This window comes from Candidatus Stoquefichus sp. SB1, from assembly GCF_001244545.1.
In the GTDB taxonomy this organism is placed as follows: domain Bacteria; phylum Bacillota_I; class Bacilli_A; order Erysipelotrichales; family Coprobacillaceae; genus Stoquefichus.
The window spans coordinates 116,750-140,242 of the sequence record NZ_LN852694.1; the positions used below are offsets into that span (position 1 = coordinate 116,750).

General features: G+C 32.4%; 20 protein-coding genes and 1 riboswitch. Of the genes, 14 read left to right on the forward strand and 6 right to left on the reverse strand.

The features are described from left to right. Positions 1-85: 85 nt before the first annotated feature. The gene (locus BN1865_RS04225) at positions 86-985 is read left to right on the forward strand and encodes an alpha/beta hydrolase (RefSeq protein ID WP_232780322.1); all 900 of its coding nucleotides are present in this window, start codon (positions 86-88) and stop codon (positions 983-985) included. A gap of 58 nt (positions 986-1,043) precedes the next feature. On the opposite strand, the gene BN1865_RS04230 is transcribed toward BN1865_RS04225, so the two are convergent. The 4 genes from BN1865_RS04230 to BN1865_RS04245 form a co-directional block, all read right to left on the reverse strand. Then, positions 1,044-1,232, reverse strand: coding sequence for a hypothetical protein (locus tag BN1865_RS04230; protein WP_050636019.1), 189 nt, complete (start codon positions 1,230-1,232; stop codon positions 1,044-1,046). Between the two features lie 470 nt (positions 1,233-1,702). After that, a complete protein-coding gene (locus BN1865_RS04235; RefSeq protein WP_050636020.1) occupies positions 1,703-2,311 on the reverse strand; it encodes an ATP-binding cassette domain-containing protein in 609 nt (202 codons plus the stop codon). An 11-nt stretch (positions 2,312-2,322) separates the two neighbouring features. Further along, on the reverse strand, positions 2,323-2,820 hold the full coding sequence (locus BN1865_RS04240; RefSeq protein ID WP_050636021.1) for a hypothetical protein: 498 nt from the start codon (positions 2,818-2,820) through the stop codon (positions 2,323-2,325). Continuing rightward, entirely contained in the window at positions 2,813-3,655 is an 843-nt protein-coding gene (locus BN1865_RS04245) for a hypothetical protein (protein WP_050636022.1), read from the reverse strand. The genes BN1865_RS04240 and BN1865_RS04245 overlap by 8 nt, the downstream gene beginning before the upstream one ends. Positions 3,656-3,810: 155 nt before the next feature. Here BN1865_RS04245 and BN1865_RS04250 point away from each other — a divergent pair, with 155 nt between their 5' ends. The 11 genes from BN1865_RS04250 (at position 3,811) to purB (ending at position 18,999) form a co-directional block, all read left to right on the forward strand. After that, complete coding sequence (locus BN1865_RS04250; RefSeq protein ID WP_050636023.1) at positions 3,811-4,512, forward strand: LytTR family transcriptional regulator DNA-binding domain-containing protein; 702 nt, start codon at positions 3,811-3,813, stop codon at positions 4,510-4,512. A 206-nt stretch (positions 4,513-4,718) separates the two neighbouring features. After that, on the forward strand, positions 4,719-6,170 hold the full coding sequence (locus tag BN1865_RS04255) for a sortase B protein-sorting domain-containing protein (protein ID WP_050636024.1): 1,452 nt from the start codon (positions 4,719-4,721) through the stop codon (positions 6,168-6,170). Between the two features lie 131 nt (positions 6,171-6,301). Further along, a riboswitch (ZMP/ZTP riboswitch) is annotated at positions 6,302-6,380 on the forward strand. 130 nt (positions 6,381-6,510) lie between these two features. After that, on the forward strand, positions 6,511-8,181 hold the full coding sequence (locus BN1865_RS04260; RefSeq protein ID WP_050636025.1) for a formate--tetrahydrofolate ligase: 1,671 nt from the start codon (positions 6,511-6,513) through the stop codon (positions 8,179-8,181). 48 nt (positions 8,182-8,229) lie between these two features. Next, entirely contained in the window at positions 8,230-8,718 is a 489-nt protein-coding gene (gene purE / locus BN1865_RS04265; protein ID WP_050636026.1) for a 5-(carboxyamino)imidazole ribonucleotide mutase, read from the forward strand. 15 nt (positions 8,719-8,733) lie between these two features. Beyond that, positions 8,734-9,438, forward strand: coding sequence for a phosphoribosylaminoimidazolesuccinocarboxamide synthase (purC, locus tag BN1865_RS04270; protein ID WP_050636027.1), 705 nt, complete (start codon positions 8,734-8,736; stop codon positions 9,436-9,438). Positions 9,439-9,451: 13 nt separating this feature from the next. Next, positions 9,452-10,477 carry a phosphoribosylformylglycinamidine cyclo-ligase gene (gene purM / locus BN1865_RS04275; RefSeq protein WP_050636028.1) on the forward strand — a complete coding sequence of 342 codons (1,026 nt, stop codon included), beginning with the start codon at positions 9,452-9,454 and terminating at the stop codon, positions 10,475-10,477. Next, positions 10,471-11,061: a phosphoribosylglycinamide formyltransferase gene (purN, locus tag BN1865_RS04280; protein ID WP_050636029.1), complete on the forward strand. Its 591-nt coding sequence runs from the start codon at positions 10,471-10,473 to the stop codon at positions 11,059-11,061. Before purM ends, purN begins: the two co-directional genes overlap by 7 nt. Continuing rightward, a complete protein-coding gene (gene purH, locus BN1865_RS04285) occupies positions 11,058-12,581 on the forward strand; it encodes a bifunctional phosphoribosylaminoimidazolecarboxamide formyltransferase/IMP cyclohydrolase (RefSeq protein ID WP_050636030.1) in 1,524 nt (507 codons plus the stop codon). Before purN ends, purH begins: the two co-directional genes overlap by 4 nt. Positions 12,582-12,591: 10 nt before the next feature. Further along, the gene (gene purD, locus BN1865_RS04290) at positions 12,592-13,848 is read left to right on the forward strand and encodes a phosphoribosylamine--glycine ligase (RefSeq protein WP_050636031.1); all 1,257 of its coding nucleotides are present in this window, start codon (positions 12,592-12,594) and stop codon (positions 13,846-13,848) included. Between the two features lie 12 nt (positions 13,849-13,860). After that, entirely contained in the window at positions 13,861-17,616 is a 3,756-nt protein-coding gene (locus BN1865_RS04295) for a phosphoribosylformylglycinamidine synthase (protein ID WP_050636032.1), read from the forward strand. Continuing rightward, positions 17,617-18,999 carry an adenylosuccinate lyase gene (gene purB / locus BN1865_RS04300; protein WP_050636033.1) on the forward strand — a complete coding sequence of 461 codons (1,383 nt, stop codon included), beginning with the start codon at positions 17,617-17,619 and terminating at the stop codon, positions 18,997-18,999. Positions 19,000-19,095: 96 nt separating this feature from the next. Here the strand turns inward: purB and BN1865_RS18290 are convergent, their stop codons facing one another. After that, on the reverse strand, positions 19,096-19,263 hold the full coding sequence (locus tag BN1865_RS18290) for a hypothetical protein (protein WP_157844079.1): 168 nt from the start codon (positions 19,261-19,263) through the stop codon (positions 19,096-19,098). Between the two features lie 2 nt (positions 19,264-19,265). Next, entirely contained in the window at positions 19,266-20,717 is a 1,452-nt protein-coding gene (locus BN1865_RS04305) for an ISL3 family transposase (protein ID WP_232780323.1), read from the reverse strand. 269 nt (positions 20,718-20,986) lie between these two features. Between BN1865_RS04305 and BN1865_RS18295 the strand changes: the two genes are divergently transcribed. After that, complete coding sequence (locus BN1865_RS18295) at positions 20,987-21,220, forward strand: hypothetical protein (protein ID WP_157844080.1); 234 nt, start codon at positions 20,987-20,989, stop codon at positions 21,218-21,220. A gap of 784 nt (positions 21,221-22,004) precedes the next feature. Then, positions 22,005-23,492 (forward strand): glycerol kinase GlpK, encoded by a 1,488-nt coding sequence (gene glpK / locus BN1865_RS04310; protein WP_050636034.1) that lies wholly within the window; start codon positions 22,005-22,007, stop codon positions 23,490-23,492. Position 23,493 lies beyond the last annotated feature (1 nt).

Below are 23,493 nucleotides of genomic sequence, written 5' to 3' on the forward strand. Positions count from 1 at the left end.
ATATGATATTATATCACATGAAATACGAAAATAGTAAAAAACAAAATGAAAGCAGGTGATTCACATCAAAAAAATCTTAAAAATTGTGATTGTTTTTATATTGGTTCTCATATTAATGATAAGTTGTTTATCATTATATATTGGAAATTATTTGTATGATTATACTTTAAATCCCTATTCTAAACATAATATTTCTGAAAAAATAGAAACAAACAAAACGGTGGAAGAAGCATCTCGTCAGTGGTTAAGTGATAATGGTGTGAATGTTTCATTAGAAAATGAAGAACATATGAATTTATATGGGTGTTATATTGATCAGGGAAGTTCAACTTATGTAATTATGGTACATGGTTATCGAGGTGATGGAGCAAGTATTATTTCACCTATTAAAAACTTTAAGAAACAGGGCTATAATCTTTTGATTCCTGATTTAAGAGGACATGGATTTAGTGATGGTGATTATATAGGGATGGGCTGGGATGATCGTTTGGATATTATTCAATGGATTGATTATCTTATCCAAAAGGATCAAAATGCCTCTATTATTTTATATGGAGTATCAATGGGTGGAGCTACTGTTATGAATGTCGCTGGAGAAAAAATTCCTAAACAAGTCAAAGCAATTATAGAAGATTGTGGTTATACAAGTGTCTGGGATGTCTTTAAAACACATATTAATATGAATGAAGTAGAAAGTGAGATTGCTTTGCATATGGCTAGTTTTGTGACAAAAATGCGTGCTGGATATTATCTTGAAGATGTAAAACCAATTGAACAAGTGAAAAAAAGTCAAACACCTATTTTATTTATTCATGGCAATCAGGATAATTTTGTTCCTTTTTCTATGCTTGATGAACTGTATCAGGCAGCAAATTGTCAAAAAGAAAAATTGGTGGTTGAAGGAGCAGGGCATGCCAATAGTTGTTCAGTAGGTGAAGATATTTATTATCAGACAATTTATCGATTTATTGAAAATTATCAATGAAAAAACATGAACTAAAACAAATTTGTTTTAGTTCATGTAATGATTGGTTATAGATAATCTAGGCTACATTTTTTTGAATCTCATTTTTAAGCTCATACAGTAAATGTCTCACTTCTTCTAAGTTGTCAATAACTGATGAAATTTGTTGCTTTTGCTGAAATGATAAATCATCGTTATTAAATTTAACTAAAGTCAAAAGTGTCTCATATAATAAATCATTTGCTTTATCTACGCTGTTATTATTCATTTTGTTTATACCTCGTTTCTTTATATCTGAATTATACTATAAAATGACAACAAAGAATTATAAAGACAATCAAGATGTAGCTATAATTCCAAACTTTTTTTAAAAATAAAACAAAAATAAAACCAAAACATTGAATTGCTATGTTTATACATAAGACACCAAATGGGATTTGTCGAAAAAAGTAGAAAAATAAGATAAAATGTAAAAAAATGAAAAAAACTATATATTTTAAGAATTGTTTGAAAAGAAGTTTCAAACAGTCTATACGATTAAGACGAATGCGAATAAAAGTATAAAGAATAATATATTGATAAACGATCTGATAAAAATATGTACACCAAAAAATTTGGATAGCTATAAATATAAAATAACGAAAATCAATTATTGGATAATGTAAAAGAATAGCTGGTAACATAGTTTTATAAAGCGAATATAAATATCCAAATAATAATGTATAAACAAGACTTGTTTTAATCCATTTCATCTTGTTTGAATTGACCATTTTCTAAATGATATATATGTGTATAATGAATTTCTTTGAGATAGTCATGTGCTGCAATAACAATTGTTTTTCCTTGGGCATTGAATTCATTTATTGTTTGACAAAATGTTTGAATGGATTCAGCATCCAGTCCTCTGGTTGGTTCATCTAATAAAATAAGATTCTGATCTTCCATAATCGCTTGAATAATACCAGCTTTCTGACGCATCCCTAGAGAATAATTTTTTAATTTTATTCGACTTTGATAATCTAATTGAAATAATTGGCAAAGTTGTTCTATTTTTTGAGGATCATGATTGTGATTTAAGGAAGCTAAGAATTTTAAGTTAAATGCAAGTGTTTCATTTTCAAGAAAACCAGGATTTTCAATCAATGCACCAATATGTATATCAGAAGATATTTGAATTGTTCCTGAATCAGGTTTTAATATATCACAAATCAACTTAAATAAAGTTGATTTACCAGAACCATTAATACCATGGATATAAACCAATTGACCTGTTTGAATTTTTAAATTTAAATGATCTAAAACGAGATGATGATGAAAAGATTTTGATAAATCATGTATTTCTAACATAGTAAACTCCTTTATGATAAATTAATAAATAAAATATGAAATAAAAAATTAACAAAAATAGGTAATGCTAAATAAATAAAATTTTTCTTTTGACCAATCTGTAAATAAATAATCGTTGTTTCTATACCCATGATAATAAAATTATAAATCATAAAAACAACAGTGATTTGAAAAGATTCACTAGGAATTGCTCCAAAAAAGAAAGCATAACTTATATAAATGATAAGTGTATATAGTGCTCCTAATAGAAACAATGCTACATATGTCCATATATAAACTGCTTTTTCTCCAAGACGAATGACCATTGGTTGAAAGAAAACATTGAGTCGATAAGCAAACTGATAAGTCATTAAAAGAAAAATGTTATTCATATAAACAGTTAAATAATGAGAGTAAATTAAACATATTGTATAAGTGTTTTGACCACATAAAGTGGGGGATGCAATAAGCATAATCATTAATAATAAAAGTATTCGTTTATCTAATAGTTGATAGAGTTTTTTAATCATATTGTTCTCTCCGTTTTTTTAATATTTGAAAACATCCAAAAGAGAAACCACTATAAATGCCAGCACTCACAAGATAGAGAGTAAGATGTGAAAAACCAAATGGATTGGCTCGTACATTTTCCATACCAATCGCAACAAGATTATTAATTTGTAAAATAAATGCCAGATCAGGATTAGGTAAGTAACCTTGAATTAAAGCTGGAATCAGGACAAGTAGAATCCCAAAAATGACACCAAAACAACGATAAATATATTTATTTGTAATAATGACTTGTAATGAAAATAAAAGACTAGAGACAATTCCGTAACCAATTGCTGTCAATACAGTAAACAAGAAAAGACTTAGAATTTCATTTTGGCAAAAAAGTTGTGTTGTACAATAATAATTTTCAGGATATGTCATTGTATTGAATTGAATAGGTGCATAAAAGAAATGAATTGTTATTAAAATGAATATTTGAATAATGAAAACAGTCATTATAGAGATCATAATATTTTTGATAAAAATATTATGATAATAACTTCGTTTAGATATACGAGCTTCAATCATATAGTCCGCATGATTTTGATGAATATTTAAAAAATCATAAGATATCAGATTCGGCATCAATAACATAAGTAATATAAATAAAAATGGATTAACGCCAACACAATAAAGATAATAAAAAAATTCTAAGCCAGCATTGGGATAGGTTTGACTATATTGATCATAAGAATAAATCGAATTATGATAAACAGTTGATATACTCATTAAAATAAGTACAAGAATTCCCAATACCAATAATCCCTTTTCAATTGTGAGAAAAGGAGACCATAATTGCTTTGTTTGTTTCATATTTTCCTCCTTTAATTGATATATAATCTTTTACAGATTAACAAAAAAAATGTCAAAAAAAGAAACGATGGCGTAAAAAGTGCACAAAATGGCGTAAAAGTGACATTTTTTTGTCAGAATTTGTAGTAAAATATATCTGATTGAAAGGAGAGCATATGAAAATATTAATTTGTGATGAAGATGAAAAATATATTGAATATTTAATAGAAAAGATTAAATCTTTTCCTTGTGATGAGGAATTACTTTTTGAAAGTTATACTGAGACACCTGGAATTGCTCGTCGAATTGAAACTGAAAATTTTGATATTGCTTATTTAGGAGCAGTTATTCATGGTAGAAATGGTTTTGAATTAGGGAGAATGATTCATCAACATTATCCAGACTGTATTTTGTTTTATGTTTGTGAAGATTATAAATATATGCATGAAGTCTTTAGAGCATATGGTTTCCAAATGTTACTGAAGACTCAGGAAAAATTATTAGCTAGTGAGTTTCAAAGAGCTTTGACAGTTTATCAAAAACTTCATTTTCATGTATTATTTCATCTTGAAGATGAAACAACACATGATTTTATCCCAGCTGAAATTGTTTATATTGAAACAACAGATGAAACAACAACAGTCATTACAATGGGGGAACGTTATTGTGGTTATTTTGAAAAATTAAAGCCACTCAAACAAAAATTATTAGAATATCATTTCTTTCAGATGCATCCACAATATTTTGTAAATATGGAGCATATTGAATTGGTGAGAAGTGGTGAATTGGTTATGGATAATGGGGATTGTATTCCAACTTCAGCAATGAATAGAGAAGTCATTGATGATGCGATTCAATCATTTATGGACAGAATTTAATAAGTGAATAATAAAAATGATACTTAATTATATGATTAGGTATCATTTTTATATAATTTCATTGTTGTTTGTCACCCTTTTGATGTCCATAGGTATTTATAATAATTATATGAATAAATGATTGGAAAGGATTTGATAAAGGGAAATGTTTACATATTTATGAAAACGCTTACTGATTAAAATTCAAAGAAAAGGAGAAAAAAGGAATGGGAAAGAAATTATTGAAAAAAGCAAGTGTGGCATTATTAGCCGTGATGATGTCATTAGCATTGATGCCAATGAAAGAAGTTCATGCTATAAGTTATCAATTTGCAAATATCGAAGTTGGAGATATCTTGAAAGCAGGTGATACTTTTAATTTGTCTGAAAACAATGAACAAATACAAGAGGTAGCTTATTATAAACACAATGGTGGACATATTGCTTCAGGAATGAATTATAATAGTGGAACGTATACAGTACCGTCTAATGTTTCTACCGCAAGTTATGATCAATGGGAAGTTACAAGCATAACACTTTATAACAATTCAACAAATAGATATTTTATGACTTTAAAGGGAATTCGTTCTACTGCGACAGTTGATGATGTTATCGTTAAAGGTGGAATAGGACAAAATATACAAATTGAGCCAACATTAGTTAAAATTCATACAAATGTAGAAATCAACAAAGCTGTGGGTGGTACAGTATCAGGCTGGTTTAAAAATCTACCTGCTGGACTGGTTGCAATTATTGATAGTGATGATTCTGAAAATGGAATAATTACTTTAAAAATATATGGACAGGCAACAACGGCGGTAAGTGAAGCAATGGAAATTGTTATTCCTAAGGAAGATATTGATGGTGCAAGTAAAAATTTAGAAGTAACTTCAAATTCCAATGCTAAATTTGAAATAGGAGAACGTGAAGCAACTGTAGAAAATGTTGTAATCACAGGTTCTGTAGGAGAAACAATAACAAATCAAACATTTAAGATTACAATTAAAAATGATGAATTTGTCAAAAATTTAAGTGCTACATCTAATCTCAAAACAAATCTTCCGAGTGATTTATTTGTGGTGTATTCTCGTTTAATAGATGAAACTCATGTTGTTGTTAGTGTGACTGGAACACCATTAGCTAGTGAAAAAGGGACTCTTCAACTCACAATTCCTGATGAATGGTTAAAGAGTGGAGAATTCTTAAAAGTCACTGCTAATTCAAATGCTAAATATGATATTGGAAGTGTCAAAATAACTGCTGGAACTAATTCATCACATAAAACTGGTACTACTGGTGATTTAAAATTTACATGTAGTGGAAAATTAGATGATTTTGTTGGTATTTATGTAGATAATGCATTGGTTAACCCAAGTCATTATACTGTTCAATCTGGAAGTACAATTCTTACTTTGAAAGCCAATTATTTAAATACTTTGGCCTCAGGAACACATACATTAAAATTCCAATATAAAAATAATGTTTCCGTTACAACAACTTTTAAAATTTTGGCTGATGACAGCAAGAAAAAACCACCAGTTAATCAAAAAGATAAGACAAACAATTCAAAGACACCTCAAACAGCTGATATGTCTCCAATTGCTTTCTATTCATTACTAATTATGGTCAGTGGACTTGCTGGAGTATTTGTGCTAAAAAGAAAAAAAGAACAAATTTAAAATAAAATGAAAAGATTAGCTTGTAAATGGTTAATCTTTTCTTAATAAAGAATAATTTTATTTAATATTAAAAATAGGTAAAAAAATTGTAGAATAGTGGTTGAAAAATCATATAAGAAATGATATTATTCACTTAGTTATACAACTGGCGGAAGTGGAATGAACCACATGGAGTATAATAGGAAAGAGTCGACCGTCTGGGCAAAAGTCTGGATGAGTACGCTCTTTTTTTTGTTTTTCTTGAAATGATATCGATATCACTGGAGAAAAACCTCAATTTATGGTATAAAAGAAGTGTCGAAGTCCTTAATAAAAAAGTATAAAAAGAAAGGGTGGCATTATGTTAACTGATGTAGAAATTGCACAAAGTGCGAAGATGAAACCAATTAAAGAAATTGCTCAAAAAGTTGGTTTAGATGAAGATGATTTAGAACTTTATGGAAAGTATAAAGCTAAGATTTCTTTAGAAGCAATCACGAAGTTAAAAAACAATGAAAATGGGAAATTGATTTTAGTGACTGCAATTAATCCAACTCCAGCTGGAGAAGGAAAAACAACAACAATGATAGGTTTATCTCAAGCTTTAAATAAGCTGGGGAAAAAATCTGTTGTGGCTATGCGTGAACCAAGTTTAGGACCATGTTTTGGTGTGAAAGGTGGGGCAGCTGGTGGAGGATATGCACAAGTTGTTCCAATGGAAGATATTAATTTGCATTTTACTGGAGATATTCATGCAATTACAACTGCGAATAACTTAATTGCAGCGATGTTGGATAATTCTATTCAACAAGGAAATCCTTTGGATATTGATACAAGACAAATTGTTTGGAAACGTGTTGTTGATTTAAATGATAGAGCATTAAGACATATTGTTGTTGGTCTTGGTGGTAAAGTGAATGGTGTCCCTAGAGAAGATGGATTTGATATCAGTGTGGCAAGTGAAGTCATGGCTATTTTATGTTTAGCAACTTCATTAGAAGATTTAAAGAAGCGTGCAGGACGTATGATTGTTGCTTATAATCATGCTGGGGATCCTGTTACTGTGGATGATATCAAAGCAACAGGAGCAGTGACTTTATTATTAAAAGATGCGATCAAACCAAACTTAGTGCAAACATTAGATCATACACCAGTGTTTGTTCATGGTGGACCATTTGCGAATATTGCTCATGGATGTAACTCTGTTATGGCAACAAACTTAGCTATGAAATTAGGTGATTATGCGATTACTGAAGCTGGGTTTGGAGCTGATTTAGGAGCTGAAAAGTTCTTAGATATCAAATGTCGTCAGGCTGGACTTTCACCTGATGCAGTTGTCATTGTGGCAACAGTACGTGCATTAAAGATGCATGGTGGAGTTGCTAAGAAAGATTTAAATGAAGAAAACTTAGATGCTTTAAGAAAAGGAATTGAAAACCTTGAAAAGCATATTGAAAATATTTCAAAATACAATTTACCAAGTGTGGTTGCGATTAATGCTTTCCCAACTGACACAGAGGCTGAATTACAATTATTAAACGAAATCTGTCAGGCTAAAGGTGTTGATGTAGCCATTAGTAAAGTATGGGAAAAAGGTGCTGATGGTGGAATTGAATTGGCGGAAAAATTGTTAGATGTTTTAGCAACAAAAGAAGCTCATTTTTCACCTATCTATGATCTTGATTTGTCAATTGCTGATAAGATCAAGACAATTGCTAAAGAAATATATGGTGCAGATGATGTCACTTTCACTAAGAAAGTGTTGAATAAGATGAAGAAATATGAAGCACAGGGATTAGGACAATTACCAATCTGTGTTGCAAAAACACAATATTCTTTATCTGATGATCCAACATTATTAGGAAGACCAAGTGGTTTTGTTGTAGAAATCAATGATTTAATTCCGAATACTGGAGCCGGTTTCTTAGTTGCAATTAGTGGTGATATCATGCGTATGCCGGGACTTCCAAAAGTGCCAGCGGCTGTCAATATGGATATTGATGAGGAAGGAAAAATAGTAGGTTTATTCTAGAAGAGACAATTGTCTCTTTTGGCGTTTAAAAAGAAAGGAAGATAAAAGATGAAAGTTGCAATTATTATGGGTTCAACAAGTGATTTATCAAAAGTAGAACCAGCTGTAGAGATTTTAAAGGATTATGGTGTAGAAGTGAATGTGAGATGTCTTTCTGCACATCGTGCACATTTAGGTTTAAGTGCATTCATTGAAGAAACAAAAACGGATGGAACAGAAGTGATTATTACAGCAGCTGGAATGGCAGCAGCTTTACCAGGCGTTGTTGCTTCACAAACTGTATTACCAGTGATTGGGGTTCCTCTTAGTGGTGCAACATTAGATGGTATGGATGCATTGTTATCAATTGTCCAAATGCCTTCTGGTATTCCAGTGGCAACTGTTGCGATTAATGGAAGTAAGAATGCAGCTTATTTGGCATTACAAATCATGGCCATCAAACATGATGATATCAAAGAAAAATTATTAGCTTATAGAAAAGACATGGAAGCACAAGCAATGCGTGCTAACGATGAAGTTATAGAAAAATATAAATAAGAAGGAGAAACGAAAATGGCAGAATTATTGTATGAAGGAAAAGCAAAACAAGTTTATAAAACAGACAAAGAAGGTGAATATTTAATTCATTACAAAGATGATGCAACAGCAGGAAATGGTGTTAAACATGATCAATTTGAAGGAAAAGGTGTTTTAAATAATACAATTTCTTGTATTATCTTTGATATGTTAGAAGAAGCAGGTATCAAAACACATATGATTGAAAAAATCAATGAAAGAGATATCAGAGTTAAAAAAGTTGAAATCTTCCCATTAGAAGTGATTGTTAGAAATATTACAACTGGATCTTTCTGTAAAAGATTGGGAGCACCTGAAGGCATTGTTTTAGATGAACCAATCTTTGAATTAAGTTATAAAAATGATGATTATGGTGATCCATTAATTAATGAAGATCATGCTGTCGCATTAAAATTATGTACAAGAGAAGAATATGCATTTATTAAAAAAGAAACATTACAAATTAATGAATTATTGAAAGAATTCTTCTTGAAATTCAATTTAAAATTAGTTGATTTCAAAATTGAATTTGGGAAAACAGCAGATGGAGAAATCTTATTAGCTGATGAAATTTCACCTGATTCATGTCGTTTATGGGATGTTGATACAAACCAAAAATATGATAAAGATGTCTTTAGACAAGATATTGGAGATTTAATTGAAACATATAAAGCTGTTTTAGCACGTATGCAAAACAAATAAAAGGAGATTAATGATGGATTATAAAAAAGCTGGAGTCGATATTGAAGCAGGATACAAGTCAGTTGAATTAATGAAAAAACATGTCAAAGAAACAATGAGACCTGAGGTTTTAGGTGGACTTGGTGGTTTTGCCGGTGCATTTGATTTAAGTGCAATTAAAAATATGGATGAACCTGTTCTCTTATCTGGAACTGATGGGTGTGGAACAAAGGTTAAACTTGCATTTGTCATGGATAAACACGATACAATTGGTATTGATGCTGTTGCAATGTGTGTGAATGATATTGCTTGTTCTGGTGGAGAACCATTGTTTTTCCTTGACTATATTGCATGTGGGAAAAACTATCCAGAAAAAATTGCGACAATTGTGAGTGGTGTCGCTGAAGGATGTAAGCAATCTGAGTGTGCTCTTGTTGGTGGTGAAACAGCTGAACATCCTGGATTAATGCCAGAAAATGATTATGATCTTGCTGGTTTTGCAGTAGGCGTTGTTGATAAAAAAGATATTATTAATGGTGAAAATATAAAACCTGGTGATGTTTTAGTAGGTATTGCTTCTAGTGGTGTTCATAGCAATGGATTCTCACTTGTTCGTTCAGTTTTTGAAATGAGCAAAGAATCTTTAGACACATACTATGATGAATTAGGAAAAACATTAGGAGAAGCTTTAATTGCACCAACAAGAATTTATGTGAAAGCATTAAAGAATGTCAAAAATGCTGGAGTGACTATTAAAGGATGCAGTCATATCACTGGTGGTGGATTTGATGAAAATATTCCAAGAATGTTACCAGATGGTGTGAAAGCTGTTGTGAAAAAAGACAGTTATGAAGTGCCAGCTATTTTCAACTTAATTGCTAAGAGTGGAAATATAGCTGAAGATATGATGTATAATACATTTAATATGGGATTAGGAATGATTATTGCAATTGATCCTGCTGACGTAGAAAAAACAATGACAGCTATTGAGGCTGCTGGTGATAAATGTTATGTTGTTGGTCATATTGAAGCAGGAGACAAAGGAGTTAAACTATGCTAAAAATGGCAGTCTTTGTTTCTGGTGGAGGAACAAACCTGCAATCACTGATTGATGCTACCCAAAATGGTAGCATCAATGGTGAAATTGTTTTGGTTGTTTCTAATAGAAAAAAAGCTTATGGATTAGAAAGAGCTAAAAATGCAGGGATCAAAGCTGAGTGCATTAAAGATGATCAATTATTAATACAGCGTTTAAAAGAAGAAGGTGTTGATTTTATTGTTTTAGCGGGATATCTAGCAATCTTAAGTGATGAACTGACAGCCCTTTATCACAATAAGATTATGAATATTCATCCTTCATTGATTCCAGCCTTTTGTGGTCCTGGATTTTATGGATTACATGTCCATGAGCATGCATTTGCTCGCGGAGTCAAAGTTGCTGGAGCAACGGTTCATTTTGTATCACCAGTTGTTGATGGAGGACCAATCATTCTTCAAGAAGCCATAGATGTTTCATCTGCTCGCTCACCTGAAGAAATGCAACAAATGGTTTTATCAGTAGAACATCGCATATTACCAGAAGCAGTTAGATTATTTTGCTTAGGGAAATTAAAAGTTGAAAATGAAAGGGTAGAAATATTATGAGAAGAGCATTAGTCAGTGTAACAAATAAAGATGGTGTTGTTGATTTTTGTAAAGGATTAGAAAAATTAGGATTTGAAATTGTATCTACTGGAGGAACTTTTCATAAATTAAAAGAAGCAGGAATCAAAGCAATTACGATTGATGATGTGACTGGATTTCCAGAAATGTTAGATGGACGTGTGAAAACATTACATCCTAAAGTTCATGGTGGTTTATTATTTAGAAGAGACTTACCTGAACATGTGAAAACAGTTGAAGAACATGGAATTGCACCAATTGATTTGGTTTGTGTCAACTTATATGAATTTGAAAAAGCATTAAAAGCAGGGAAACCAATGGAAGATATGATTGAAAATATTGATATTGGTGGACCATCAATGATTAGAAGTGCAGCTAAGAATTTTAAAGATGTTTTGATTGTCACTGATCCAAAAGATTATACATCTGTATTAGAAGCTTTAGAAAATAAAACTGATGATTATAATTTTAGATTAAATTTAGCTTATAAAGCATTTAGTACAACTGGTGCTTATGATGCTATGATTTCTCGTTATTTTGCTGGTGTTGTTGGTGATGATTTCCCAGATACTTTAAATATTTCTTTAAAGAAAGTTGAACATTTACGTTATGGTGAAAACTCTCAACAAGCTGCAAATAAATATGAAGATCCTTTTGTTCAAAAATCTTTATTAGATTATGAACAATTACATGGTAAAGAAATTTCATTTAATAATGTCAATGATCTTTATGGAGCCGTTGCAGTGGTTAGAGAATTTAAAGATCAAATTGTCACAGCTGCTATTAAACATTCTACTCCTTGTGGTGTTGCTATTGCTGATACTGGTTATGATTCTTATATGAAAGCTTATGAAGCTGATCCACAATCTATCTTTGGTGGGATTGTTGCAGTGAATTATAAAATCGATAAAGCAACTGCTGAAGAAATGCATAAGATTTTCTTGGAAATTGTTGCAGCTCCTGATTATGATGATGATGCTTTAGAAGTTTTAAAGAAAAAGAAAAATTTACGTATTTTAAAATTAAAGAATTTAGATGCAAGAGATGCAAAATATGATATTAAATATCTTGAAGGAAAAGTATTGGTTCAAGAATTAAATACAAAAATGATTGATGAAATGAAAGTTGTCACAACTGCACAACCTTCAGCAGAACAAATCTCAGATATGGAATTTGGTATGAAAGTTGTTAAATATGTAAAATCTAATGCAATCTGTATTGTGAAAAATGGTGTTACTTTAGCCATTGGTGGTGGACAAACATCACGTATTTGGGCTTTAGAAAATGCGATTGCTAATAATCCTGATAAAGATTTTAAAGGAGCTGTTTTAGCAAGTGATGCTTTCTTCCCATTTAATGATTGTGCACAAGTTGCAATTGATGCTGGTATTACAGCTATTGTTCAACCAGGTGGAAGTGTCAGAGATCAAGATTCAATTGACTTATGTAATGAACATAATGTTCCAATGGTCTTTACAGGTTATAGACACTTTAGACATTAAGGAGGAAACCATGAAAGTTTTAGTTATTGGGAGTGGTGGTCGTGAACATGCGATTGCTTATACATTGAAGAAAAGTCCTCGTGTTGATGAAATTCATGCAATTCCAGGAAATCCAGGGATTGCTCAAATAGGAACTTGTCATCCTGGGAGTGTAGAAGAAATAGATGAGATTTTAAAATTTGTTGAAGATAATCATATTGATTTTACAGTGATAGGTCCAGAAGTTCCTCTTTGCATGGGACTAGCGGATTTATTAGAAAGTCATGGTCATAAAGTCTTTGGTCCAACAAAACATGCTGCGACTTTAGAAGGAAGTAAAGCTTTTTCTAAAGATTTCATGGCTAGACATAATATTCCGACAGCTGCTTATAAGGAAGTCAATACTTATGATGAAGCTATTGTAGCACTTGAATCATTTAGCTATCCTGTCGTTGTCAAGGCTGATGGACTTGCTGCTGGTAAAGGTGTTGTGATATGTGATAATGAAAAAACAGCAATTGAGACATTAAAAGAAATGATGATTGATGGAAGCTTAGATGGTGCTGGAAGTAAAGTTGTTTTAGAAGAATTCTTAACGGGATTTGAATGTTCATTACTTTGCTTTACTGATGGGAAAACAATTGTACCAATGGTAAGTGCAAAAGACCATAAGCAAATATATGATGGAAATAAAGGACCTAATACTGGTGGTATGGGAACAGTATCGCCAAATCCATTTATGCCTGACAATATGGATGAAGTCATTCAAAAAGATATTCTTGATCCATTTATGGCTGGTTTAGCAGCTGATCAAATGGATTATAGAGGAGTTGTTTTTATCGGTTTAATGATTGAAGATGGAAAAGCAAAAGTTCTTGAATTTAATGTCCGTTTTGGTGATCCTGAAACCCAATCGATTTTATTAAGACTTGATAGTGATTTGTTTGACATTATGTATGCAGTATCTACATCTACACTTGATCAAGTGAATGTATCATGGAAAGATGAACATGTTGCCTGTCTCGTTCTTGCATCTCCAGGATATCCAGGAAGTTATCCAAAAGGAAGTGTCATTACAGGATTAGATAAAGTTGATAGTGATATTATTGTTTTCCATGCTGGAACTGCTTTTAATGACAAAGGAGAAGTCGTTACAAATGGAGGTCGTGTTTTAAATATTTGTGCACTTGGTTCTTCTTTGGAGGAAACAAGAGAAAAAGTATATAAAGCTGCTGAAGTTATTGATTTTGAAGGTAAATATTATCGTAAAGACATTGGTCTTATTTAATGAGGTGAAAAGATGAGTAAAGTCTATCGTGTATATGTAGAAAAAAGAAAAGATTATGCTGTAGAATCAGATGAAATTTTAAATAATTTAAGAACACAATTAAAATTAGATACATTAACATCTTTAAGTGTTGTGAATCGTTATGATGTTCAGGGAGTATCTCTTGATGTTTTGAATCAGGGAATTCCAACGATTTTAAGTGAACCAATGGTTGATGATGTTTATAAGGAAGAATACCCTGTGTCAGTTGGTGCAAAGGTATTTGCAATTGAATATTTACCTGGTCAATATGATCAAAGAGCAGATGCTTGTGAACAATGTTTTCAATTATTAACAGGTGAAAAGAATGTCAAAGTCAAATGTGCGAAATTAATTGTTTTAATTGGAGAATTGACAGATGAAGATGTGAAACGTGTTCAAGATTATTTAATTAATCCAGTTGATCAAAGATTAGCAAGTTTAGAAAAAGCAGATGATTTGGCAGATGGAGATGTCCATATTGATGCTGTACCAGTCATTCATGGTTTTATCCATTTTAGTGATGAAGAATTAAGAACTTATATTCAAGAAAATGGAATGGCTATGAACTATGATGATTTAAAAGTCACTCAAGATTATTATAAAAATGAAGAAAAAAGAGATCCTAGTGAAACTGAATTAAAAGTTTTAGATACATATTGGTCTGATCATTGTCGTCATACAACATTTGCAACAATTATTAGTCAATTAGATATTGAAAGTGGTGCTTTCAAGGAAATTTTAGAAAAAGATGTTGAGGATTATAAAACATCTAGACATTTGGTTTATGGAATTGATACAAAACGTCCATTAACTTTAATGGATTTAGCAACAATTTCTATGAAAGAATTAAGAAAAACAGGATACTTAGATGATTTAGAAGTTTCTGAAGAAATCAATGCGTGTTCAGTTGAATTAACAGTTCATACATCTGATGGTGATGAAAACTGGTTATTAATGTTTAAAAACGAAACGCATAATCATCCAACTGAAATTGAACCATTTGGTGGAGCAGCAACATGTTTAGGTGGAGCTATTCGTGATCCATTATCTGGACGTGCATATGTTTATCAATCAATGCGTATTACTGGGGCTGGAGATCCAAGAACATCATTAGATGATACATTGCCAGGAAAACTTCCACAAAGAAAGATTTGTCAGGAAGCTGCACATGGTTTCTCAAGTTATGGAAATCAAATTGGTTTAACAACTGGTTTTGTTCATGAAGTTTATGATGAAGGATTCGTTGCAAAACGTATGGAACTTGGAGCTGTTGTGGCTGCTGCACCTAAAGATCAAGTGAAACGTTTAGAACCATTAAAAGATCATATTGTCTTATTAATTGGTGGTAGAACTGGACGTGATGGAATTGGTGGAGCAACCGGTTCTTCTAAGAAACATGAATTAAAAACAACAACGACTGCTGGAGCAGAAGTTCAAAAAGGAAATCCAGTAGAAGAAAGAAAAATTCAAAGATTATTTAGAAATAAAGCTGTTTCTGAAAAAATTGTTCGTTGTAATGACTTTGGAGCTGGTGGTGTCTGTGTCGCTGTTGGTGAATTGGCACCTGGTCTAGATATCAATTTAGATGCAGTTTTAAAGAAATATGAAGGTTTAACAGGAACAGAATTAGCAATTTCTGAATCACAGGAACGTATGGCTATTGTCATTGATCAAAAAGATGAAGAAATGATTAAACAAGCTTGTCAGTCAGAAAACTTAGAAGTTGTAAGAGTTGCGGTTGTGACTGATAATAATCGTTTAACAATGCGTTATATGGGTCAAACAATTGTTGATATTGATAGAGCGTTTTTAGATAAGAATGGAGCTTCTCGTTTCCAGGATGTCAAAGTTGAATTACCTGATTTTGAGAATACCCCATTTGACAATCAAACACAAACTTCATTTGTTGAAACATCAAAAGAAGTTTTGAGTCGTTTATCAGTTTGTGGTCAAAAAGGTTTAATTGAAAGATTTGATTCTTCAATTGGAAATGGAACTGTTTTATCTCCATTTGGTGGAAAAACATTAAGAACAGAAACAGAAGGTATGGCTGCTTTAATTCCTGTATTAGGAAAAGAGACAACAACATGTTCGTTGATGAGTTATGGATATAATCCACTTATTTCTAAATGGTCACCATATCATGGGGCTATGTATGCAATCGTAGAATCTATTGCGAAGATTGTTGCTATGGGGGGAGATTATCATACAATTCGTTTCTCATTCCAGGAATATTTTGAAAAATTATTAGATAATCCTAGCAAGTGGGGAAAACCATTTGCAGCCTTACTTGGTGCTTATAGAGTACAATCTGAAATGAAATTAGCTTCAATTGGTGGAAAAGATTCAATGTCTGGAACATTTGAAGATTTAGACGTTCCTCCAACATTGGTATCATTTGCGATTACTGGTGCTGATGTTCAAGATGTTATGACACCAGAATTAAAAGGAGCAACTCATACATTGGTTGAAGTCATGTTACCAAAAGATCAATTCCATGTTTATGATTTCGATGCATTAAAAACGCAATATGATGCTGTTATGAAACTCATGAAAGATGGTCAAGTTTATAGTGCTTATACAATTAAAGATGGTGGAGTACTTGAAGCCGTTTATAAGATGGCATTTGGAAATGCTATTGGGGTTGAGTTAGCAGACATAGAATTAGCTAAGTTAACAGCTAAGAACTATGGAAATATCATCTTAGAAGTTGAAAATGATAGTATTGTAAATTTAGAACATACAAGAATTATTGGTCATACAAATGATACTCATGTGATTTCTTATCAAGGTGAATCATTATCATTAGATGATGCTTATGCAATTTATGAAGGTGTTTTAGATGACGTTTATCCAACGAAAGAAAAAGCACCAACGACAGATATGATTGTGAAAGATTGTGAAGAAAGAACACCTTTACATGCTTCAAAAATATATGATGAAGTGAAGGTTGTCATTCCTGTCTTCCCTGGAACAAACTGTGAATATGATTCTGCACGTGCTTTTGAAAAAGCCGGAGCAACTGTTCAATTGGTATTGATTAGAAATAAAACAGAAGAAGATATTAAAAAATCTGTTGATGAATTAGAAGCTGCTATACGCTCAGCACAAATTGTCATGTTACCAGGTGGATTTAGTGCTGGTGATGAACCAGAAGGATCTGGTAAATTCATTGCAACTGTTTTAAGAAATCCAAAATTGAAAGATGCAATTACTGATTTATTAGATAATCGTGAAGGATTGATGATTGGTATTTGTAATGGATTCCAGGCTTTAGTCAAATTAGGATTACTTCCTTATGGTCATATTAAGACAATGGATAAAGAAGATCCAACATTAACATTCAATACAATTGGACGTCACTTATCACAAATGGTTGATACAAGAATTTGTTCAGTCAAATCTCCTTGGCTTGCTAATGTCCAAGTTGGAGATATTCATACAGTTCCAATTAGTCATGGAGAAGGACGTTTCGTGGCACCACAAGCTGTGATTGAAGAATTATTTAATAATGGTCAAGTCTTTACACAATATGTTGATAGTGAAGGAAAACCAACAATGGAATCACCATATAATCCAAATGGATCATTATGTGCAATTGAAGGTATTTTATCTGCTGATGGACGTATTCTTGGAAAGATGGCACATAGTGAACGTCAGGGTGAAAATAGAAATAAGAATATTTATGGTGAAATGGACCAACAATTATTTGAAGCTGGTGTAAAATATTTTAAAGGTGGTAAATAAATGGAAAGACAAGAGTTTGAAAGTATGACACTTTGTCCATTAGATGGACGTTACTCAGGTATTAAAGATGCATTAGGTGAATATTTTTCTGAATATGCTTTAGTCAAATATAGAGTTTTTGTTGAAATTCAATGGTTAAAGTTCTTAATTGAAAATGTTGAAAGTGATATTTTATCACAATTCAATCAAGCTGATATGCCTAAGATTGAAGCTATATCAAAAGAATTTAACTATGATTCATTTGCAAAAATTAAAGAAATTGAAGCTACAACAAGACATGATGTCAAAGCTGTTGAATATTTTATTGGCAATACTTTAAAAGATATGGGATATGATTATTTAATCAGTTTTGTTCATATTGGATGTACTTCTGAAGATATCAACAATACATCTTATGCCTGCATGTTAAAATATGGTTTAAAAGATGTCTGGTTACCTAAAGCTAAAGAATTTGCTGATATCATTGACCAATGGGCTTTACAGCATAAAGATGATGCTATGCTGGCACATACACATGGACAACCTGCAACACCAACAACAATTGGTAAGGAATTTAAAGTTTATGCTTATCGTTTCATGTCAAGCATTGAAAATGTTGAAAATGTTCAAATCAAAGCAAAATTCAATGGTGCAACTGGAAACTATAGTGCTATTTTAACAGCGTTTCCTAATGTTGATTGGCAAGCAATGGCGAAAAAGTTTGTAGAGGAATATTTAGGATTAACATTCAATCCTTTAACAACTCAAATTGAAAGTCATGATTATACTTGTCATATTCTTGATGGTATTCGTCATTTTAACAATGTCCTGGTTGATTTTGATGTTGATATGTGGTTATACATTTCAATGGAATACTTCAAACAAATTCCTGTGAAAGGTGAAGTTGGAAGTAGTACAATGCCTCATAAAGTTAATCCAATTCGTTTTGAAAACAGTGAAGCTAATGTTGATATGTCAAACAATATCTGTGTTGCTTTATCTAATAAGTTACCTAAGTCTCGTATGCAAAGAGATTTATCAGATTCTTCAGCACAAAGAAACTTGGGATTAGCAGTTGGATATTCTTTACAGGCAATTAATGAAACAATGAATGGTTTAGCAAAATGTGTTGTGAATACAGAAAAATTAGCAGCTGACTTAAATGAAAAATGGGAAGTTCTTGCTGAACCTATTCAAACAATGTTAAGAAAATATGGAAGATCAGATGCATATGATACTTTAAAAGCTTTAACAAGAGGAAAAAGTATTTCTAAGGAAGATATTATCAAGTTTGCTGAGGGATTAGAAATCTTATCTGATGAAGATCGCGCAACGCTTGTGAATATGACACCCGCTTCTTATATTGGTTTAGCGAATATTTTAGCTGATATAAAGTTAAAGTAAGTGAGGTAATCTAAAATAACTTGGGATTTCGTGAATCTCATCTATCAAATAAAGTGGGGCTTAACTGACCCCACTTTTTTGTATAGACTTTTTTAATTAGAATCGTTCATTGGATTTTTCTAAAATCTTATCTACTTTTGAAGATATTATCATGATTCTTCTATACATATTACTTATGTCTTCCAGTATTTCTTCCAGAACTTCATCTTCTTCAAGAATCCTATTCTCATCGTCCTCCAGAATAAGCTTGTATGTCTTTATCATTATTATTTGTCCTCCTTTTTTATAATATTGAGATAATAGGTTGTATCACTGTTAAGTGAAAATAAGATTTTGTTTCTGAAACGTTCCCAGTTCAGGTATCCATTTGATGCATGTTTGATCAGCTTGATGCTTTTATTGCGGTTCTCTACAATCGCAGTATTCATCTTTCTGTTTTTCTCCCTGTCTACAATCATAAAGGAATTGATGATTTCCTGCTTCCATCTTGTCAGAGTGTTGGCGAACTGGCTCATCTCTTCTATAGGACAGCACCTGAAGTCGATAATGATTTCTTCCAGTTTTTTCTTTGCGTCTTCATAATGACACTGTCTGTAGAAACGGGTAACACTGTCCTTAAGGTCATAGGCGATATCAAGTTCTCTGTCATACTTCACCATATAATCAAACAGATCATAATAGTTGTAGTATCCTTCCAGTCTTCTGTTGTATCTCTTTTCCTCATTGGGATCAAATATTCTGTTGTCAGTTGAGATGAACATCCAGTTAAATTTTTTAAGCACATAGTAGTGTCTGGATGCTTCCTCGTATATATATTCCTCTTCTTTTGTAAGGCCGATATTCTTCTTTTTTTGTTGAAGTTCCCTGATCTGTGTCATGTACTTTTTCTGAGCTGATATTCTGACTTTATCCATTCTTCGCCCCAGTTCCTGAACAACATGAAACTTGTCGATACAGCAGCTTGCATTGGGAAAGACGTGTCTGGCAACAATCCTGTAGGTTTCCCACATGTCAAACGAACAGTACAGCACCTTTTCACGCTCTTCTCTGGGAATAAGCATAAAGTAGCTGATCAGGTCATCCTTTTTACGTGTTGGCAGGACATCAACAATCTTCTGGTCAGTACAGTCAACCAGCACACAGACAAATTTGCTTTTATAAGTCTTGAATGCATAAACCTCATCAATACCCAGACATGCAGGAAGAGGTCTCCTGGAAATACGGACATGATCATCAAAGATATTGATGACGGAGGTTACTGAAACATGATAACGCCTGGCAACAGATGTGAATGTTTCATTGGGAAGCTTAAGATCTCTGAGGATATTGGATACAGTCGCTACAGAGATTCTGGAACTTCCAAATACAAAGGGATTGTGTTCAAAGAATGTTTTGTGACAGTGAGGACAGCGATATCTTCTGGCTTCGTATATGATAAAGCACTGGGAATAATTAAGAACGGAATGAATAATCTTTTTTTGAGAATAATCCTTAATTTTATCAGTCATCTGACCACATACAGGACACTGATGATATTTGACATTCAGTCTGATGCAGATGTAAATTCCATCTGACTGATGGGTGATTCTGAATTCCTGAATATCATCTTTTTCAAGATTGAAGAACTTGAGAATATCATTTTCGGAAATAATAGGCATAATGGTAGTATTGAGCAGTTCACCATCTTCCAAAAGAGGTGGTGCATCGATAGCCTTCATATAAAAATCTCCTTTCATCTTGTTTCTAAGACAAAAGTAACATAGAAAAAGGGAAAGGCATACAAAAGTCATGTGGGAAAATAGAAAAGACAAGGATGATTTCTGCGGTTCATCCAGCATAAGGTTATGTATCTAAGGGGGATATCGTGATATTTATGGATGAGAAAAAAGCGATGAGAGGAATAAGTGAACTGAGAATAATTGACAGATGAACAGATAACAGAGAAATCGGCAATTGAATAGGGAATCATTTCCTGAATAAGAACTGCATGAGTCACACCGCAATCAGTGCATTGAACTCTCAGTATTCTGATAACAATATCTCTATTGAAGAAATCAGTATGACGATCATAGTAGGCATGAAAAGTCCAGCTGTGGGAATGACAACTGGAGCACTCAATTTTATTGAAGTTGATGCTTCTAATCAATCTGTCATAAACAAACTGATTGAAAGGCTTGATTTTTTTGTGAGTTTGAATTATTATCATAGTGTTCTTCAATAGGACAGGATAAATAATCAAACTTTGGTCGGGGCGATTGTTTATCCATTTTCTTTCTGTAAATTTTATAAAATAATCATATAATGATTTAGAGAAAATATAAAGAGAAAGAACCCCATAGAAATGAAAAGAAGAAACAATATAAAAAGAAAAGGCACCCCAATAAATTTGAGTGCCAGTAAAAACCCCAGAGATATTTAATTACTCGTAAGTGATTGAAACATCTCCAATGGGGATGTTTTTTTCAATATAAAAATTGTTAAAAGTTATTTATAAATATGGTTTGTGTGTTTTATGAATAAGTCAAGAAGAGGACTTATATCATTAATAAAGAGTTATGAAGAAAGGATGAAAAATATGGATAATACTCCTATACAAGGTATAAAACAGACAGAAATTAAAGATTTAATGTATAAAATATAAGGGCAACAGGTAATGTTAGATTCAGATTTGGCTGAAGTTAAGCAATTTAACAGACAGGTTAAAGATTTCCAAATGATTTCATGTTTCAATTGACAAATGAAGAGTATTTTGATGTTATGAGGTGCCAAAAAGGCACCTCAATTGGAGTGGGTGAAAGAAGGTTATGTGGAATCAATCAAATAAGTGATATTTATCATTTCCATCCAATTATAGAAAAATTGCTGGATCAAAAGAAAATGATTCTATAATAAGTGGGTTAAATAATAGAAATGATTATTTAACCTTTTTCTTTTAGAGGGAAGATGTCTTTTGATTGTTTAAGGTATGAAATTGTGATTTAATTAAAATAAGGTAGGTGGAATATATGGAAAAATATATCCTTGCGATAGATCAAGGAACAACAAGTACCAGAACAATTTTATATAATCATAACTCTGAAGTTGTTATGTCTTCCCAAAGAGAATTTCAACAGTTTTTTCCCCATCCAGGTTGGGTAGAACATGATGCTAATGAAATATGGTTATCAACATTAGCGGTTATGACAGAAACGATTCAATTGTCAGGAATTAGACCTGAACAAGTAGTTGGAATTGGGATTACAAATCAAAGAGAAACAACAGTTGTGTGGGATAAGAACACAGGAATTCCTGTTTATCATGCGATTGTATGGCAATCACGCCAAAGTGATAAAATTTGTCAGCGTTTCAAAGACGCTGGAAAAGAAGAGATGATTCGACAAAAAACAGGATTGGTTTTAGATCCTTATTTTTCGGCAACGAAGCTTGTTTGGATGTTTGAAAATGTGTCGGGGGTCAGGGAGAAAGCAGAGAACGGGGAACTCATGTTTGGTACAATTGATTCTTGGCTAGTCTATAAACTGAGTGGCGGAAAACGCCATATTACAGATATTACAAATGCTTCACGTTCATTACTTTATAATATTTATGAACAATGCTGGGATAGTGAATTGTTAGAATTGTTTGGGATTCCTGAAAGCATGTTGCCAGAGGTTGTTTCCTCAAGTGAAATTTATTGTCATACTGCACCTTATCATTTTTATAATCATGAAGTGCCAATTGCTTCAATGATTGGTGATCAGCAGGCGGCTTTATTTGGTCAGAATTGTTTTGAAAAAGGCATGATGAAGAACACATATGGAACAGGTGGATTCCTATTGATGAATACCGGTGAACAGGCTGTTTTGTCAAATCATGGTTTGTTAACAACCATTGCGTGGCAATTGAATGGTGAAACAAAATACGCAGTCGAAGGGAGTATTTTTGTATCAGGAAGTTTAATTCAATGGTTAAGAGATGGACTGCAGATTATTCATAAAGCAAGTGAAACTGAAGAAATGGCTTTTTCAGTCAAAGATACGAATGGAGTCGTTATTGTTCCTGCTTTTACTGGATTAGGTGCTCCATATTGGGATGATCAGGCAAGAGGATCTATTGTTGGTATTACACGTGGTACGACAAAAGAACATTTAGCAAGAGCAGCCTTAGAGGCGATGTGTTACCAAAGTAAAGATTTGGTCATTGCAATGCAGCAAGATACAAATATAAAGATTAAAGAACTCTTTGTTGATGGTGGAGCAACGGAAAACAAATTCCTTTTACAATGTCAAAGTGATATCTTACAAATTCCAGTCACACGCTTGAAAGTGAATGAAACAACAGCTTTAGGAGCTGCGCATCTGGCAGGACTTGCAGTTGGTTTTTGGAAAATAGAAGATTTTACAGCCGATGTTCTTGCAACTTATCAGCCTCATATAGATAATCAAGAATCCGAAACAATGTACAAACGCTGGCAAAAAGCAGTAAAGAGCTGTCAGGCTTTTGAGGAGGATTAAA

Excerpts from the sequence above, each read along its gene's own strand:
- BN1865_RS04230 (WP_050636019.1), bottom strand. The coding sequence starts at position 1,232 with ATGAATAATAACAGCGTAGATAAAGCAAATGATTTATTATATGAGACA.
- BN1865_RS04235 (WP_050636020.1), bottom strand. The coding sequence starts at position 2,311 with ATGTTAGAAATACATGATTTATCAAAATCTTTTCATCATCATCTCGTT.
- BN1865_RS04240 (WP_050636021.1), bottom strand. The coding sequence starts at position 2,820 with ATGATTAAAAAACTCTATCAACTATTAGATAAACGAATACTTTTATTA.
- BN1865_RS04245 (WP_050636022.1), bottom strand. The coding sequence starts at position 3,655 with ATGAAACAAACAAAGCAATTATGGTCTCCTTTTCTCACAATTGAAAAG.
- BN1865_RS04250 (WP_050636023.1), top strand. The coding sequence starts at position 3,811 with ATGAAAATATTAATTTGTGATGAAGATGAAAAATATATTGAATATTTA.
- BN1865_RS04255 (WP_050636024.1), top strand. The coding sequence starts at position 4,719 with ATGGGAAAGAAATTATTGAAAAAAGCAAGTGTGGCATTATTAGCCGTG.
- BN1865_RS04260 (WP_050636025.1), top strand. The coding sequence starts at position 6,511 with ATGTTAACTGATGTAGAAATTGCACAAAGTGCGAAGATGAAACCAATT.
- purE (WP_050636026.1), top strand. The coding sequence starts at position 8,230 with ATGAAAGTTGCAATTATTATGGGTTCAACAAGTGATTTATCAAAAGTA.
- purC (WP_050636027.1), top strand. The coding sequence starts at position 8,734 with ATGGCAGAATTATTGTATGAAGGAAAAGCAAAACAAGTTTATAAAACA.
- purM (WP_050636028.1), top strand. The coding sequence starts at position 9,452 with ATGGATTATAAAAAAGCTGGAGTCGATATTGAAGCAGGATACAAGTCA.
- purN (WP_050636029.1), top strand. The coding sequence starts at position 10,471 with ATGCTAAAAATGGCAGTCTTTGTTTCTGGTGGAGGAACAAACCTGCAA.
- purH (WP_050636030.1), top strand. The coding sequence starts at position 11,058 with ATGAGAAGAGCATTAGTCAGTGTAACAAATAAAGATGGTGTTGTTGAT.
- purD (WP_050636031.1), top strand. The coding sequence starts at position 12,592 with ATGAAAGTTTTAGTTATTGGGAGTGGTGGTCGTGAACATGCGATTGCT.
- BN1865_RS04295 (WP_050636032.1), top strand. The coding sequence starts at position 13,861 with ATGAGTAAAGTCTATCGTGTATATGTAGAAAAAAGAAAAGATTATGCT.
- purB (WP_050636033.1), top strand. The coding sequence starts at position 17,617 with ATGGAAAGACAAGAGTTTGAAAGTATGACACTTTGTCCATTAGATGGA.
- BN1865_RS18290 (WP_157844079.1), bottom strand. The coding sequence starts at position 19,263 with ATGATAAAGACATACAAGCTTATTCTGGAGGACGATGAGAATAGGATT.
- BN1865_RS04305 (WP_232780323.1), bottom strand. The coding sequence starts at position 20,717 with ATGAAGGCTATCGATGCACCACCTCTTTTGGAAGATGGTGAACTGCTC.
- BN1865_RS18295 (WP_157844080.1), top strand. The coding sequence starts at position 20,987 with ATGAGTCACACCGCAATCAGTGCATTGAACTCTCAGTATTCTGATAAC.
- glpK (WP_050636034.1), top strand. The coding sequence starts at position 22,005 with ATGGAAAAATATATCCTTGCGATAGATCAAGGAACAACAAGTACCAGA.